General features: G+C 32.2%; 14 protein-coding genes. 10 read left to right on the top strand and 4 right to left on the bottom strand.

The window, feature by feature from the left end; genetic code table 11:
• The first annotated feature begins 45 nt into the window (after window positions 1-45).
• Window positions 46-1,449: a CHAP domain-containing protein gene (locus ACWOBP_RS05245; protein ID WP_455337790.1), complete on the top strand. Its 1,404-nt coding sequence runs from the start codon at window positions 46-48 to the stop codon at window positions 1,447-1,449.
• Window positions 1,450-1,601: 152 nt separating this feature from the next.
• Here the strand turns inward: ACWOBP_RS05245 and galE are convergent, their stop codons facing one another.
• A complete protein-coding gene (gene galE, locus ACWOBP_RS05250) occupies window positions 1,602-2,624 on the bottom strand; it encodes a UDP-glucose 4-epimerase GalE (protein ID WP_455337791.1) in 1,023 nt (340 codons plus the stop codon).
• A 203-nt stretch (window positions 2,625-2,827) separates the two neighbouring features.
• Between galE and ACWOBP_RS05255 the strand changes: the two genes are divergently transcribed.
• The 8 genes from ACWOBP_RS05255 (at window position 2,828) to ACWOBP_RS05290 (ending at window position 12,730) form a co-directional block, all read left to right on the top strand.
• Window positions 2,828-4,234 (top strand): N-acetylmuramoyl-L-alanine amidase, encoded by a 1,407-nt coding sequence (locus ACWOBP_RS05255; RefSeq protein ID WP_455337792.1) that lies wholly within the window; start codon window positions 2,828-2,830, stop codon window positions 4,232-4,234.
• A gap of 189 nt (window positions 4,235-4,423) precedes the next feature.
• Window positions 4,424-6,853 (top strand): leucine--tRNA ligase, encoded by a 2,430-nt coding sequence (gene leuS / locus ACWOBP_RS05260; RefSeq protein WP_455337793.1) that lies wholly within the window; start codon window positions 4,424-4,426, stop codon window positions 6,851-6,853.
• A gap of 10 nt (window positions 6,854-6,863) precedes the next feature.
• Window positions 6,864-7,088, top strand: a complete 225-nt coding sequence (locus tag ACWOBP_RS05265; protein ID WP_003144479.1) for a KH domain-containing protein — start codon at window positions 6,864-6,866, stop codon at window positions 7,086-7,088.
• A 180-nt stretch (window positions 7,089-7,268) separates the two neighbouring features.
• Complete coding sequence (pgeF, locus tag ACWOBP_RS05270; protein ID WP_455337794.1) at window positions 7,269-7,970, top strand: peptidoglycan editing factor PgeF; 702 nt, start codon at window positions 7,269-7,271, stop codon at window positions 7,968-7,970.
• A 26-nt stretch (window positions 7,971-7,996) separates the two neighbouring features.
• The gene (locus ACWOBP_RS05275) at window positions 7,997-8,530 is read left to right on the top strand and encodes a hypothetical protein (RefSeq protein WP_455337795.1); all 534 of its coding nucleotides are present in this window, start codon (window positions 7,997-7,999) and stop codon (window positions 8,528-8,530) included.
• A gap of 1,237 nt (window positions 8,531-9,767) precedes the next feature.
• Window positions 9,768-11,072, top strand: a complete 1,305-nt coding sequence (locus ACWOBP_RS05280) for a S1C family serine protease (RefSeq protein WP_455337796.1) — start codon at window positions 9,768-9,770, stop codon at window positions 11,070-11,072.
• A gap of 254 nt (window positions 11,073-11,326) precedes the next feature.
• Entirely contained in the window at window positions 11,327-12,202 is an 876-nt protein-coding gene (galU, locus tag ACWOBP_RS05285; RefSeq protein ID WP_455337797.1) for a UTP--glucose-1-phosphate uridylyltransferase GalU, read from the top strand.
• Between the two features lie 57 nt (window positions 12,203-12,259).
• Window positions 12,260-12,730 (top strand): NUDIX hydrolase, encoded by a 471-nt coding sequence (locus tag ACWOBP_RS05290; protein WP_455337798.1) that lies wholly within the window; start codon window positions 12,260-12,262, stop codon window positions 12,728-12,730.
• Between the two features lie 129 nt (window positions 12,731-12,859).
• Here ACWOBP_RS05290 and ACWOBP_RS05295 read toward each other — a convergent pair whose 3' ends face one another.
• The 3 genes from ACWOBP_RS05295 to ACWOBP_RS05305 form a co-directional block, all read right to left on the bottom strand.
• On the bottom strand, window positions 12,860-12,982 hold the full coding sequence (locus ACWOBP_RS05295; protein ID WP_455337799.1) for a hypothetical protein: 123 nt from the start codon (window positions 12,980-12,982) through the stop codon (window positions 12,860-12,862).
• A 56-nt stretch (window positions 12,983-13,038) separates the two neighbouring features.
• Window positions 13,039-13,434, bottom strand: a complete 396-nt coding sequence (locus ACWOBP_RS05300; RefSeq protein WP_455337837.1) for a sulfurtransferase — start codon at window positions 13,432-13,434, stop codon at window positions 13,039-13,041.
• Window positions 13,435-13,665: 231 nt separating this feature from the next.
• The gene (locus tag ACWOBP_RS05305; RefSeq protein WP_455337800.1) at window positions 13,666-14,148 is read right to left on the bottom strand and encodes a rhodanese-like domain-containing protein; all 483 of its coding nucleotides are present in this window, start codon (window positions 14,146-14,148) and stop codon (window positions 13,666-13,668) included.
• A 392-nt stretch (window positions 14,149-14,540) separates the two neighbouring features.
• Here ACWOBP_RS05305 and prdC point away from each other — a divergent pair, with 392 nt between their 5' ends.
• Window positions 14,541-15,860: a proline reductase-associated electron transfer protein PrdC gene (gene prdC / locus ACWOBP_RS05310; protein ID WP_455337801.1), complete on the top strand. Its 1,320-nt coding sequence runs from the start codon at window positions 14,541-14,543 to the stop codon at window positions 15,858-15,860.
• The last annotated feature ends 5 nt before the right edge of the window (window positions 15,861-15,865 follow it).

Consider the following 15,865-nt stretch of genomic DNA (forward strand, 5'->3'; position numbering starts at 1 on the left):
AATGCGTGAATTTAATTAGAGCTTAGTGAGGAGTAGGAATTATTTATGAGAAAAAATAAATTAAAATTAGGATTAGGAGTATTAACTGTATTAACTACACCAATCTTTGTAAACGGGGTAGTAAATAGTGAAGTACAAGCAGAGTATAGAGGTAATGTTTTCTATTATAATAGTAAACCAGCAAATTGGTGGTATAATGATGGAAAAGATTGGTATTTCTTTCAAAATGGTAAGAAATTAACAGGGCAAGGAAAAGACAATGCAGGAGTACACTATTTTATAAATGGAAAGTATGCAAATGGAAAAGTAGGAAATAAAGAGTATAAAAATGGAAAAGAAGTTGCTGTAGAGAATAAAGTACCAATAAGAGGATATTTTAATGAATTATATTATGTAAATAGCAAACTAGCAAATTGGTGGTATGAAGATGGAAAAGATTGGTATTTCTTCCAAAATGGTAAGAAATTAACAGGACAAGGAAAAGATGATGCAGGAGTACATTATTTTGTAGATGGGAAGTATGCGAATGGAAAAATAGGGGATAAAGAATATAAAGATGGAAAGGAAGTCCCAACAAGAAGGTATTTGAATGGATTATATTATATTAATAATAAACCAGCAAATTGGTGGTATGAAGATGGAAAAGATTGGTATTTCTTCCAAAATGGTAAGAAATTAATAGGATATGGAAAGGATAATACAGGAGAACATTATTTCCAAAATGGTAAGTATGCAAATTGGTGGTATAATGATGGAAAAGATTGGTATTTCTTCCAAAATGGTAGAAAGTTAACAGGATATGGAAAAGATAGTACAGGAGAACATTATTTCCAAAATGGTAAGTATGCAAATTGGTGGCATAATGATGGAAAAGATTGGTATTTCTTCCAAAATGGTAAAAAGTTAACAGGATATGGAAAAGATAATGCAGGTTCTCATTATTTTATAAATGGTAAATATCAGCAAACTAATTTACAAAAAGTTTTAGATATTGCTCGTAGCTACTTAGGTGTAGAAACTGGCTCTAGTGAACATAAAAAAATAGTCGATGCATATAATTCTGTTAATCCAAAACCACTAGGCTACACGGCTAATTATGATGATGATTGGTGTGATATTTTTGTAACTACTGTGTTCCAACAAGCTGGATTAAGTAATCTTATTGGTAGAGAATGTGGGGTTCAACGTCATATAGGAATAATGGAGAGAAAAGGTATTTGGAAAGGTAAGTCTTATCCGAAACAAGGAGATATTGTTACATTTGACTGGGACGGTGGAGGTCTTGCAGACCATATTGGTATTGTTGAATCTGTAAATAATGGAGTGATTACGACAATTGAAGGAAATTCATCGTTATACGCAGGAAGTACTGCAAAAACAAGAGTAAATAGAAAAACGTATAATTGGGATTCTAGATATATTAAAGGATATGGAAGCCCGAGGTATTAATATATTTAATTATATGATTAGGATATAGTTAGTGATAAAAGCAAGATTGTGAAGTTTTCACAATCTTGCTTTTATGGTTGTGTAATAAATTTTGGTGATAGAAAAAAATTTCTATCACCAAATGTACTTATAATATTTTAAAAAAATCTTTATTAGTCAGCGAATCCATTTGGATGTTTACTTTGCCATCTCCAAGAGTCTTCACACATACGTTTTACGTCGTACTGTGCTTCCCAACCAAGTTCTTCTTTAGCTTTTGAAGCATCTGCATAACATGCAGCGATATCTCCCGCACGACGTGGAGCAATAACGTAAGGTAAGTCACGACCAACAGCAGCAGAAGCACTCTTAATAATATCTAGTACTGAGTATCCTACGCCTGTTCCTAAGTTGTATTTAGTTAGTCCACTACCTTTTTCTAATTTTTTAAGGGCAGCTACGTGACCGCGAGCTAAGTCTACTACGTGGATATAGTCACGTACTCCAGTACCATCGTGTGTATCGAAGTCATTACCGAAGACATTAACTTTTTCTAATTTACCAACAGCTACTTGCATAACGTATGGAAGTAGGTTGTTTGGAATTCCTGTTGGGTCTTCTCCGATATCTCCACATTCATGAGCTCCGATTGGATTGAAGTAACGAAGTAATACTACATTCCATTCATTATCAGCTGTGTAAATATCTCCTAAAATTTCTTCTAAGATTAGTTTAGTACGTCCGTATGGGTTAGTTACAGATAATGGGAAATCTTCTTTAATTGGTAATGCGTGAGGATCTCCGTATACTGTAGCTGAAGAACTGAAGATGATGTTCTTACAGTTGTGCTTTTCCATAACGCGGCATAGTGTTGTAGTTCCTGCTACGTTGTTATCGTAGTATTTTAAAGGTAATTGGCAAGATTCACCTACAGCTTTTAATCCAGCGAAGTGAATAACACCATAGATGTTTCCTTCTTTTCCAAAAATTTCGTCTAATTTAGCTTCATCACGAATATCAGCTTCGTAGAACGTTACTTTTTTTCCAGTTACTCTTTCTACAACGTCTAAACTCTTTTTGTTTGCATTATATAAGTTATCAATGACAACTACTTCATTTCCATTGTTTAATAATTCTATACAAGTGTGAGACCCGATAAATCCAGCTCCACCAGTTACTAGTATTTTTTCAGTCATAGTGTAATTTTCTCGTTAAAAAACGAGTCCTTCCTATAATTTTATATATTCATTTTATAGGAAGTAAGGTAGAGTGTCAATAAATATGTGAATAATATTAAGATTATGTTACAGTCAAGGTATTTCTTTGAAAAAGTATTAAATTTATATTAAAATAGTAAAATATGTATTTATTTTTAGAATAGGAGTTAAAGGAATATTTTATGAAAAAGAATAAAGTTAAATTAGGATTAAGTTTATTAATGGTGTTAGCTACACCAATCGTGGCTAGTGAAGTAGTTAATGATTATGTATATGCTTCTGAATATAAAGGGGAAACTTTTTATCATAATAACCAACCTGCTAACTGGTGGTACAATGATGGAACAGGGTGGTATTTTTTCCAAAATGGTAAGAAATTTACAGGGTATGGAAAAGATAACGCAGGAACACATTACTTTGTAAATGGGAAATATGGAGAAGAGAAAAAAGTTCCAACAACAGGATATGTGAATGGAGTGTATTATGTAAACGGAAAAGTAGCAAACTGGTGGTATGATGATGGAACAGATTGGTTCTTCTTCCAAAATGGTAAGAAATTTACAGGATATGGAAAAGATAACGCAGGAACACATTACTTTGTAAATGGGAAATATGGAGAAGAGAAAAAAGTTCCAACAACAGGATATGTGAATGGAGTGTATTATGTAAACGGAAAAGTAGCAGACTGGTGGTATGATGATGGAACAGATTGGTTCTTCTTCCAGAATGGTAAGAAATTTACAGGATATGGAAAAGATAATGCTGGAATACATTACTTTGTGAATGGGAAATATGGAGAAGAGAAAAAAGTTCCAACAACAGGATATGTGAATGGAGTGTATTATGTAAATGGAAAAGTAGCAAACTGGTGGTATGATGATGGAACAGATTGGTTCTTCTTCCAGAATGGTAAGAAATTTACAGGGTATGGAAAAGATAATGCAGGAGATCATCATTTTGTAAATGGTAAATATGAAAATATTAAAGAAGATAGCAAAAACACTAAACGCGCTATTTTCTTAGATCCTGGGCATGGTGGAAGTGATACAGGAGCAGTCGCTAATGGTGTCAGAGAAAAAGACTTAACTCTTAGTGTATATAATAAAGTGAGTAGCCGTCTTGCTTCTTTAGGTTATTTAGTATTAACAAGTAGAAATACTGATAAAGATGTAGGATTAGTAAACCGTGCAGATCAAGCGAATAAGTCTAATGCGGATATGTTTTTAAGTATTCACTTCAATGCAGGAGGTAGAGGGGCTGCGTATGGTATAGAAACTTATTATTATAGGGAACGCTCAAATTATATTCCTACTATAAATAAGGATAAGCATAATAATCCAGAAAGATTGGAGAAGAGTAGAAAATTAGCTCAGAAAATACAACAAAGTTTAGTAAATAAAACGGGAGCATATGATAGAGGTGTCAAAAGTGAATCATTTGCTGTGCTTCGTGAAACATCTATACCATCAATTCTAGTTGAACTAGGATTTATAGATAATCCATGGGAAGTAAGTAAAATTAAGACTAATGAGTACCAAGAAAAACTTGCTGATGGTATTGTTAACGGAATTGTAGAATACTATAAATAAATCTAAGATTATTATTTAGTTAACTTTAAAACAATAATGAGGATATCTCAGGGATTTTGATTTGAAAAATCATTTTCTGTGGGGTATCCTTATTTCTATGTATTAAATTATAACAGTTGTTGCTAAAAATCGCTAAAATTGGTATACTATAGATTAGAGAACTTGAAAGCGAAGGAGTGTGCTTAAATTATGGTATATAACCACAGAGTTATAGAAAAAAAATGGCAAAAATATTGGGATGAAAATAAAACATTCAAAACATTAGATGATCATACAAAAGAGAAATTTTATGCATTAGATATGTTCCCTTATCCATCGGGAGCTGGGCTACACGTTGGTCACCCAGAAGGGTATACAGCTACTGATATCTTAAGTAGATATAAAAGAGCAAATGGGTACAATGTACTTCACCCAATGGGATGGGATGCATTCGGATTACCTGCTGAACAATATGCATTAGATACTGGTAATGACCCAAGAGACTTTACTAAAACTAATATCGACACGTTCCGTCGCCAAATTAAAGAATTAGGATTTTCTTATGATTGGGATCGTGAAGTAAATACAACAGATCCTAACTACTACAAATGGACACAATGGATTTTTAAAAAACTTTATGAAAAAGGACTTGCTTATGTTGATGAAGTACCTGTAAACTGGTGTCCAGCATTAGGGACAGTACTTTCTAATGAAGAGGTTATCGATGGTAAATCTGAGCGTGGAGGACACCCTGTAGAGCGTCGTCCTATGCGTCAATGGGTACTGAAAATTACTGATTACGCTGAAAAACTTCTTGCTGATTTAGATATTCTTGATTGGCCAGAAAGTCTTAAAGCTATGCAACGTAACTGGATTGGTAAATCTGTTGGTGCTGAGATTGACTTCAAAATTGAAGGAACTGATAAAGTATTCACAGTATTCACTACACGTGCTGACACTGTATTCGGTGTATCTTACTGTGTGCTTGCACCTGAACACAAACTTGTAGAAGAAATCGTTACAGAAGGACAAAAAGCGGCTGTTGAGGAGTATCTTGACATCGTTAAACGTAAGTCTGACCTTGAAAGAACAGACCTTAACAAAGATAAAACAGGAGTATTCACAGGAGCTTATGCGATTAACCCTGTAAATGGTGAAAAAGTTGAACTTTGGATTGCGGACTACGTTCTTGCAAGCTACGGAACTGGGGCTGTTATGGCTGTTCCTGCACATGATGAGCGTGATTATGAATTTGCGACTAAGTTTAATCTACCAATCAAGGCTGTTATCGAAGATAATGGTGAAGTTGTTGTACCGTTCTACGGTGATGGTAAACACATCAACTCTGATTTCATCAATGGATTAAACAACGAAGAAGCTATTGCAAAAGTTATTGAATTCTTAGAAGAAAATAAAGTTGGACGTAGTAAAGTTACTTATAAACTACGTGATTGGTTATTCTCAAGACAACGTTACTGGGGAGAACCAATTCCAATTATCCACTGGGAAGATGGTACTATGACTACAGTACCTGATAGTGAACTTCCACTATTACTTCCAGAAACTGACAACATTAAACCATCAGGAACTGGAGAATCTCCACTTGCGAATATCGAAGAGTGGCTAAATGTAGTAGATCCTGAGACTGGTAAAAAGGGTAAACGTGAAACTAATACAATGCCACAATGGGCTGGTTCTTGTTGGTACTACCTACGTTACATTGATCCACACAATGATGAAATGTTTGCTGATCCAGAAAAATTAAAATACTGGTTACCTGTAGATGTTTATATCGGTGGAGCGGAACACGCTGTACTTCACTTACTATATGCTCGTTTCTGGCACAAAGTACTTTACGATTTAGGTCTAGTTCCGACTCGCGAACCATTCCAAAAACTATTCAACCAAGGTATGATTCTTGCGGAAGGTAAAGATGGTCGTCCGGAGAAAATGTCTAAATCAAAAGGTAATGTAGTTAACCCAGATGATATTATTGTATCTCACGGTGCTGATACATTACGTGTTTATGAAATGTTCATGGGACCATTGGATGCTTCTATTGCATGGAGTGAAAATGGACTAGATGGATCTCGTCGTTTCTTAGATAGAGTATACCGTCTATTCGTAGATGAAGAAACTGGTAAAGTAAATGACAAAGTTCAAGATAAAGATAATGCAGAATTAGAAGTGAGCTACAACTACACTGTTAAGAAAGTGTCTGAAGATATTGAAATTCTTGGATTTAACACAGCTATTTCGCAACTTATGGTATTTGTAAATGACTGTTACAAAGCTGAATACATTCCTCGTAAATATGCGTTAGGATTTATCCAACTTCTTGCGCCATTTGCACCTCACCTTGCTGAAGAAATGTGGGAAATCTATGGTAACACCGAGTCAATCTCATACGTACCATGGCCAACATTTGACGAAAGTAAACTTGTAAGTGACACTGTAGAAATCGTAGTTCAACTTATGGGTAAAGTTAAAGCTAAATTAGATGTTAAGAAAGACCTAACACCAGCTGAATTAGAGCAAATCGTTCTAGCTAATGAAGAAGTGAAAGAATTAATCGAAGGAAAACAAGTTATGAAAGTAATCGTAGTTCCTGGAAGATTAGTTAATATCGTAGCTAAATAAGGAGAGAGACATGGAAGAATTAATTTATAGTATTGTTAGCGAAATTGTTGAGCATAAAGATGAAATCAAAATCGAAAAATTCGTTAAAAATGCACGTGAACACTACATTTTAACAGTACATCCAGAAGATTGTGGGCGTATTATAGGGAAAAAAGGTACAGTGATTAACGCAATCCGTACTGTATTAAATTCAACAACATTTAGTAAAAAAGTTTACTTAGATTTAGTAGAATAATAAGATAAATGTTCCGATAGGAGTCTGAAAGATAGATATTTTTCAGATTCCTATTTTTGATAATTTAAAAATTATAGACATAGAAAATTTTGTGATAGATGATTTTCTAGAGAGCAGAGAAATGAGACATAATCGTTAATTTTGTGTATAATATTATTAGTATTAATTTAGGAGGACATTATGCAAGAAATAGTTGATGGGTATTTAATTAATGATGATAATGTAAAAATAGCATTCACTAATAGGAATGTTGATGCGAAGAATATTGAGGACATGAAAAACTTCTCTGCTAAATATAGATTTAACCATAATAACATAGTTTATAATACTCAGGTTCACGGGGCAGATGTTCGTATTGTTGAATCGGAAGATAATGTTGCTGAAAATGGGGAAGAAGCGGATGGTTTAATTACTAATCTTAAAAATACACCATTGTTGATTTTTACAGCTGATTGTGTGCCTGTTGTTTTCTATGATAAAAAACAGGGTGTAGTAGCCTTGGCTCATGCAGGATGGAGAGGGACATACGGAAATATTGCCGGGGAAATGGTAAATATCATGATAAATAAATATAATTGTAAGGTAGAAGATATTAAGACCATTATAGGTCCATCGGTTAGTGTTGCTAATTATGAAGTTTCTTATGATCTTATTGAGAAATTTGCCGTTTTAGAAGTAGAAGGTTATTATAAAGAAATCGATGGTAAATATTATTTAGATTTATGGAAATTGAATAAAGAATTGTTGAAAAAATGTGGTATACTAGAAGATAATATTAAAATTATTGATTTCTGTACGATAAGAGATAATGATAAATTTTTCTCATATAGACTGGATAATGCTACTCCAAAGCGTATTGGAACAATGATTCAATTAGATTAAATTCACATAGAATAGAGGAAATTATATTGGAAAAAGATATTAAATTAGTTGAGCAAGTAGCTACATTTAAAAGATTGCCGAAAAGTGATAGTAGATGGCGTGTAGCATTTTATTATATAGCGAAAGAATTCTGGGATTTAGAAGAGGTTTTTGTGATAATCGATAAAGCTCTTTATGAAGAACAAGGTCTTAAAATTCCAGTTTTTAGAGAGTATAAAGAAGCGGAAGGATTCCAGATTTTTTCTAGTTATATAAAAGCGAAGGAATTTGTAGAAAAGCAAGGTGATTTATTCGTTACAGCGAGTGGAGAAAAACTTATTGGTAGAATTCGTCAGGGTGCATTCAGAGAGGTTTTCGTTCCGTTTTTTGCTGAACAGAACTTCAACTATTTACTAAATGAAGATGAAGCGCTATTTGCTGATACTTTTAAGCGACTTCTTGCGGTTATGGAAGCCAGTGAGAACTATATTGTAGATCAAGAACAAGAAGATATGCTTAAAGCAGGTGATGTTCAAGGATTCTTCGCAGATATTTGTAAAAAATATATAGTATTAGTATAAAAAAACTTCAAACATATCACAAGGTATGTTTGAAGTTTTCGATTATTTTTCTCGGAAGGAATTTATACTATAGGCTATGACTGCAAAGAATATTATAATATATAGTGTATAGCTAGTGTATTTTGTAATTTCTAAGACATTAATTAAATAACTTTGCACTGTGAATGGAATAAATAGTGCTAATATTAGTGAAACTAATTTTTCTTTTCTAAATACAATAATAAGTAATATAAAAACTAGAAGTGTTATTATGAAGTATATAACTCTAGGGATGTTTATATAATATCCATCTGGACTAGGAAATGGATTATAGTAAAAGAATATTACTGCAGATAGTACTAATACCAAAATAATACCATTTCTTTCGTTATCTGTAATTTTGAGAATGTCTTTTATTAATAACAGGTACCCCAGAAGAAGCCATAGAAGTAATACTATAAATGTTATCGTCAAATTAATAATGTTTAGTTGTTTTGTCAGATCGAAATTAATTTTAAATGTGTACAAAAATGTAAAAACTAATACAAGTATGCTTAATAATATAGAATATCTTTTTGCTTTCATATTTACCTCATGTTAGGCAACAATCGTTGCAGATTTTTTATTTTTTTCATATAATTTATATATAGAATTATAACATTAAGATGAATTATACACAAGGAGGCAGGTAATGAATAGAATAAAATATAGAAAATTATATTTTTTATTTGCGATATTAGAAGCTTTATTATTAGTAATGATTTCTGGTTGGTATTATTTTTCAGAAAGGAAGATGGGAATGATAAGGCATATATTATTTAGGAATGTTTATAAATTTCCGAAATATTTCACTGATTTTAATATAAAATTACTGATAGCAATTTTTATAGTATTCTTAATAATTCAACTTAGATTATTTATTCGTACAAAAAAATATGTATTTAGTCTTATATTAAATATATTGTTTGTTAGTTTTTCAATATTTTTTATTTTAAAATACAATGCTGATGAAATATTTATATATTATTACTTAATAATATTTTTTGTGTTATTTAATTTAATTAGATTTTTACAGTATTTAATACTGAATCACAAGAAAGAAGAATAGTAGATTAATTAGATGGAATGTATATTAGTATTTAACTATATTTAAATTATTCTTTAAACTTTGTTTAAGTTGATGCTGATATTATAAAAATATAAATAAAAAAAATTTATTCTTAAAATAATTTAAATAAGATTTAAAAGGAGGATTCTTATGGAAAATCAAAATCAAATTAATGATGAGTTTGATAATCAAGAAAATTATGAAGAGGTAGGAAATTCTCAGTTTGATAATTATGAGGACTATAAAGAATTGAGTAATGAACAGGTACCTGTACAGCAGAAAAATAACTATGGGAAATTATTCCTAACGGTCTTTGCAGCGTTTGCTCTTGGAGCTACTAGTGTTTTTGGAGCGCAGGCAGTAATGGGAACTGGAAAAGCTTTAACTTCTTCAGTAACTGCTACAAAAGAAGATAAAGATAATGAAAAAATTACAGTTAATGCTATCTCGAAAGCAAAAGATGCGGTAGTTTCAATCGTGAACTACCAAAGCAATACATCTAATAACTTAGAGTCAATTTTAGGTGGTTCTAGTAGAGCTGGGAATGATTCTGACGATTTAAAAGCTGCTTCTAGTGGTAGTGGGGTTATTTATAAAAAAGTAGGTAATACAGCGTATGTTGTTACTAATAACCACGTTGTTAATGGTGCTAAGAAATTATCTGTTATTTTGAGTGATGGGACTAATGTAAATGCAGAAGTTGTCGGGACTGATGTTTGGACAGATCTTGCAGTATTAAAAATTAGTGGAGATAATGTAACTACAACGATGGATTTTGCTGATAGTGATAAAATCGCAGTTGGTGAAACAGCTTTTGCCATCGGCTCACCTTTAGATGTTAATTTATCTAATACTGTTACAAAAGGAATTGTATCAGCTGTAAATAGACAAATTCCTATGGATGTTGATGGAGATGGTAAAAATGACTGGAACCAAACTGTAATCCAAACGGATGCAGCTATTAATCCGGGTAACAGTGGTGGAGCGCTAATCAATAGTGAAGGTAAACTTATCGGTATTAACGAATCTAAAATTGCTAAAGCAACTGCAAACGTAAGTGCAGAGGGAATTGGATTCGGTATACCTTCAAATGAAGTTAAGCTTATTACTGAGCAGTTAGAACAATCAGGAAGAGTAATCCGTCCCGCTCTAGGGGTGCAATTAGTATCAGTAAATACTATTGATAGTGATACAGTTAGATCTCAATTGAACTATGATGGTAAGCAAGGGGTTGTAATACGTTATGTAGAAAACGGCGCTCCAGCAGCCCAAGCAGGATTAGAAAAATATGATGTCATTACTAAATTAAATGGTGAGGAAGTCAAGGATGTTGCAGCAGTAAGAAAATACTTATTTGAAAAAACAAAAATTGGAGATACTGTAAAAGTAACTTATTACAGAAATGGAAAAGAACAGACAACAAACGTAGTTGTTCAAGCTCTAAATACAAGATAGAATATGTGTGGCTTAAGATGAGGTTGTATCTTAAGTCACTTTTTATTGTTTGAAAAATGTTCGAAATATAATAAGAGAATAATAATGAAAGTTATAAAAAATTATAATATCAAGTTTTTATATTAGAGATATATTAAATCTTTAAATTTAGAATGTTATTTATATAGTTTGAAAAATCTAGAATAAGTTGCCAAAATCAAAAAAATATGTTATTATTAATTTGTAAAATTTTAGAAAAGAATATAGGTGAAAACATGAAAAAAGTAAGAAAAGCGATTATTCCGGCTGCAGGATATGGGACACGTTTCCTTCCTGCGACTAAAGCATTACCGAAAGAGATGTTACCTATTATCGACACTCCTACAATTCAATACATAGTAGAAGAAGCGGTAAAAGCTGGGATTGAAGATATAATTATTGTAACAGGTAAACAAAAAAGAGCTATTGAAGATCACTTTGATAGAAATGTAGAATTAGAAGTTGAATTAGAAAATAAAGGTAAGTTTGCGATGTTAGAGAAAGTTAAGTATCCAACGCAACTTGCTAACATTCACTATGTTCGTCAAAAAGAAATGGCGGGATTAGGAGATGCTATTCTAACTGCTCGTAGTTTTATAGGAGATGAGCCGTTTGCAGTATTGCTAGGTGATGATGTTGTAATTAATGATGAATATCCTGCAATCAAACAACTTATTGATAAAGCAGAAGAAACAGGATGTTCTGTAATCGGGGTTCAAACAGTTCCAGAAGATCAAACTCATAGATACGGTGTTATCGCGCCTAAGGCACAAGATGGGCATCTATATGAAGTTGAAACTTTTGTTGAAAAACCAGCTCCAGGAACAGCGCCATCTAACCAAGCAATTATGGGTAGATATGTTCTTAATCCAGGGATTTTTAAACACTTAGCTAAAAAACAAGTAGGTGTTGGTGGTGAAGTTCAATTAACAGACGCTATCCAAATGTTAAACGAAGAAGAAAATGTTTATGCATATGACTTCCAAGGTAAACGCTATGATGTAGGAGAAACAATTGGATTTGTTAAAACTACTATTGATTTCGCGCTTAAGTCTGATTTGAAAGATGAATTAGTGCCATACTTAAAAGCTAAATTAGAAGAATTAGAATAAGATTAAAGCGATGTAAGTTTTTACATCGCTTTTTTAAGGATTGAGAGAAGGTATGTTATGATTATTGATTATATTGGAATTTATGGAATATGTATTAGAGATAATAAACTTTTATGTATAAAAAAGGAAAGAGGACCGTACAAAAATAGATTTGATTTGCCTGGAGGTAGCCAAAAAGAAAATGAGGGGCTGACAGAAACCTTAGTTCGAGAATTTAGAGAAGAAACGGGGTATGCAATAGAAAACTACGGGAACTGCAGAGTTTATGATGTCTTTGTAGAGGAAACTAATCGTACAGTGCATCATATTATGGTGTTTTATGATGTTAATGTTAATTTTGAACAGCAAGATGCGATTTCAGAAAAACTAGAAGATGAATTAAATGATTCTAGTGGAATATATTGGATCAATTTGGAAAAGTTAGACATAACGAATTCTTCGCCGCTGATTTTAAAGTTGAAACAGGAACTTGGTAATGATGAAACTGTTTTTGAAAAGGTAGTATATAAAAATTGGGAAATATTATAAAAGAACTTATCCGTGAGAAAATATGGATAAGTTCTTTTGTTATTATTTATAATCGTTTTTAGCGTCTGGTTTTTGACCTTTATCTTTATTAATATCTACAGGTAAAGTACCATCTAATTGCCAATTGTTCTAACCGCCGTCATAGAAGTAAGTGTTGGTGCGACCTGTAAGTTGAGTCATAAACCATGGAACTGCGTTTTGCCATCCTGTACCATAATATAAAGCGATTTTATCTGTTTCTTGGATTTCCATAGATTTATAGATTTCTTGAGGATTTCTAAGAATTCCATCTGAATCGTCGTAGTCATTTACATTTCTCCAGAAAATCCGAAGACAGCCCCTTGAGGTTCACTAGCTTTTTCGATGTAATCATAACCACTAGTTTTACCAGTGTATTCATCCCAAGATCTGATACTTACGAGTTTAAGTCCTTCGTTTTTAACTTTTTCAGCAACATCTTTAGCACGAGAGATGTCATATTCTGGATGAGCAGGAATGTTTACTCCAAAGTTAGTTGCTTCTTTTGGAGTATTTACAGTAGTTTCTATTTCAAAACCTGCATCTTTCCATGTTTTAAGTCCACCGTTTATTACGCGAACATCTTTAACACCAGCCCATTTAAGAGCCCAATTTACCCTGAATCCTGCAGGTGCATCATTAGAATAAATGATTATAGTTTTATTACTTGTAATACCTTGTTTCAGTAAGTTTTTTTGATTTCTTCAGCTGATCGTAAGTTCTATACAGGACCATCCTCTATCCAGTCTGTGTTAAAGTGATATGTGTTCTTTATAATTTTTGTCTTTATCACCTTCCCCCCCATGAAACTTCAAAAATAGCGTAATCAGTATTTGTATATGTTTCTGTTTTTTTGCTATCTTTTATATCCTTAACCCATTGAGGTGAGATTAAATTTTGATATTCAGGATAAGATACTAAATTCGCTTTATTTGCATCATTATCTGCAAATTTTTATAATCATCGAATTTATAAACTTCATAGCCAAGAGAGGTTAATTTATCTGCAACTTTAGAAGTATTGTCTTTATTGGTATCGTAGACAACTGTTTTTTTCTTTTTGTCTAAGCCTTTATCGTTGATAAATTTATCTTCTTTCTCTTTGTTGATTTTACCAATAAATGATGTACTATATTGAATTGAATTTTTTAAGTGGCCACCATTTTTGATTTCATCAACTTTAAAACCATTATAGGCTTCGTCGTTGCGTGTATCTATATACTGATACTCGCTATTATTGATATTTTTAGTGAAATCCTCTAAAGAAATAGTTTTAATATCTTTGTTTACATTAGAACTTGTATGAACATCTTTTGTAGAACAGCCTAAAATAATCAAACTTGAACTAAGTAAGAGAACTCCAATTTTTTTAAAGTATGTCATATTTATAATATGCCACAACCTGCCGCTTTCCTCCCTTATTTTTCCAATTTAATTATAATATAAAAAATATTAAAAATAAATACGTTTTAAATTTTTTTTATAATTAATATTTTTTGTTTCGCATTGAAAATGAATACAATATTGATTTTATTGGTATTTATGTAAACTGATAACATGTTTCAATTAGACATAAATTGTAAAAATAAAAATTTTAAAAAAATTAGAATTAGAATCCATACATGAAAGTAATCTTAAAAAAAAATAGGATATTTATAAAAAAAAATTTAAATTCATGTTGATTTTTTAATAAAATAATCGTTTGCAAAAACAACAAAACTGTTATACAATAAATTCAGTAGAAGTTTTAGACTACTGCTTGTAAAGAAATCTTGAGGAAAGGAGGAAAAGGTATGTTAGAGTTTAATGTTGAAAAAATCAATATTCCGCTAAAACAACATGTTGGTGGACCATGTAAAGCTATCGTAAATGTAGGAGATCATGTAAAACGTGGTCAACTTGTCGCAGTACCTAATGGGTTAGGTGCTAATATTCATACTAGTTTATCAGGTGAAGTAGAAGAAGTGAACGATATGGAAATAATCGTTAAATTAGATAAAGAACAAACTGATGATTATGTGAGATTAGAACAAACTGATGACAAATTACAAAAAATCAAAGATGCTGGTATCGTTGGAGTTGGTGGAGCTGGATTCCCAACTGGAATTAAGTTATCCGCACAAATTCCTGGAGGATATGTTATTGCAAATGCAGCAGAATGTGAACCTATTTTAGGTCACAATGTTAAATTTATGGAAGAAAATCCAGAAACATTAGTACGAGGTTTAAAATATATTTTAGAGTTAACGGGTGCTAAAGAGGGGTATATTGCAATAAAAACAAAATATCGTAAAGCACTATTAGCACTAGGAAAAGCTTGTAAAGATGAACCTAATATTAGTATTAAAATATTACCTAATATGTATCCAGCAGGAGATGAGCGTGTTATCGTAAGAGAAACACTAGGTGTTATTTTAAAACCAGGACAATTACCTTTAGAAGCAAATGCTATTATCTCGAATGTAGAAACAATTAAACGTATAGTGGAAGCAATCGAGGAAGATAAACCATTAATAGACAAAGATATCACAGTAGGTGGACGTGTACAAAATCCAAGTATTTTCTTAGATGTACCAATTGGATTACCTATAAGTGTATTTATAGAAAAAGCTGGTGGTTATATTAATCCACATGGTGAAATAGTACGTGGTGGACCATTTACAGGTCGTCCTGCACAAGAAAATGATCCTATTAATAAAACAACAGGTGGATTACTTGTAGCAATGCCATATCCACAAGAAAAAGAAAAAGTAGGAATACTTATTTGTGAATGTGGGGCACAAGAAGAGCGCTTACGTCAAATAGCCGATGGAATGGGTGCAGAAGTAGTATCTGTTCAAATGTGTAAACGTATGAAACCAGACAAAAATGGAAGATTACGTTGTGAACTACCAGGTATTTGTCCCGGACAAGCGGAAAAAGTATTGAAAATGAAAAAAGATGGTGCGAAAGCAGTAATTACTGGTACTTGTCAAGATTGAACTAACACCGTGACAGGTGTAGCTCCTAGGTTAGGAGTAAAAGTTTATCATAGTACCGATCATGTACTTCGTGCCACTGACCATCATTTATACAGAAGCTATAAAAGCTTAGAATTACATAATAATAAATAATTAGT

The organism is Gemella parahaemolysans, from assembly GCF_053758945.1.

What these genes read in the sequence shown, in the direction of transcription:
- galU (WP_455337797.1), top strand. Translation starts at nt 11,327, where the DNA reads ATGAAAAAAGTAAGAAAAGCGATTATTCCGGCTGCAGGATATGGGACA.
- leuS (WP_455337793.1), top strand. Translation starts at nt 4,424, where the DNA reads ATGGTATATAACCACAGAGTTATAGAAAAAAAATGGCAAAAATATTGG.
- ACWOBP_RS05265 (WP_003144479.1), top strand. Translation starts at nt 6,864, where the DNA reads ATGGAAGAATTAATTTATAGTATTGTTAGCGAAATTGTTGAGCATAAA.
- ACWOBP_RS05245 (WP_455337790.1), top strand. Translation starts at nt 46, where the DNA reads ATGAGAAAAAATAAATTAAAATTAGGATTAGGAGTATTAACTGTATTA.
- pgeF (WP_455337794.1), top strand. Translation starts at nt 7,269, where the DNA reads ATGCAAGAAATAGTTGATGGGTATTTAATTAATGATGATAATGTAAAA.
- ACWOBP_RS05290 (WP_455337798.1), top strand. Translation starts at nt 12,260, where the DNA reads ATGATTATTGATTATATTGGAATTTATGGAATATGTATTAGAGATAAT.
- ACWOBP_RS05255 (WP_455337792.1), top strand. Translation starts at nt 2,828, where the DNA reads ATGAAAAAGAATAAAGTTAAATTAGGATTAAGTTTATTAATGGTGTTA.
- ACWOBP_RS05295 (WP_455337799.1), bottom strand. Translation starts at nt 12,982, where the DNA reads ATGGAAATCCAAGAAACAGATAAAATCGCTTTATATTATGGTACAGGA.
- galE (WP_455337791.1), bottom strand. Translation starts at nt 2,624, where the DNA reads ATGACTGAAAAAATACTAGTAACTGGTGGAGCTGGATTTATCGGGTCT.
- ACWOBP_RS05280 (WP_455337796.1), top strand. Translation starts at nt 9,768, where the DNA reads ATGGAAAATCAAAATCAAATTAATGATGAGTTTGATAATCAAGAAAAT.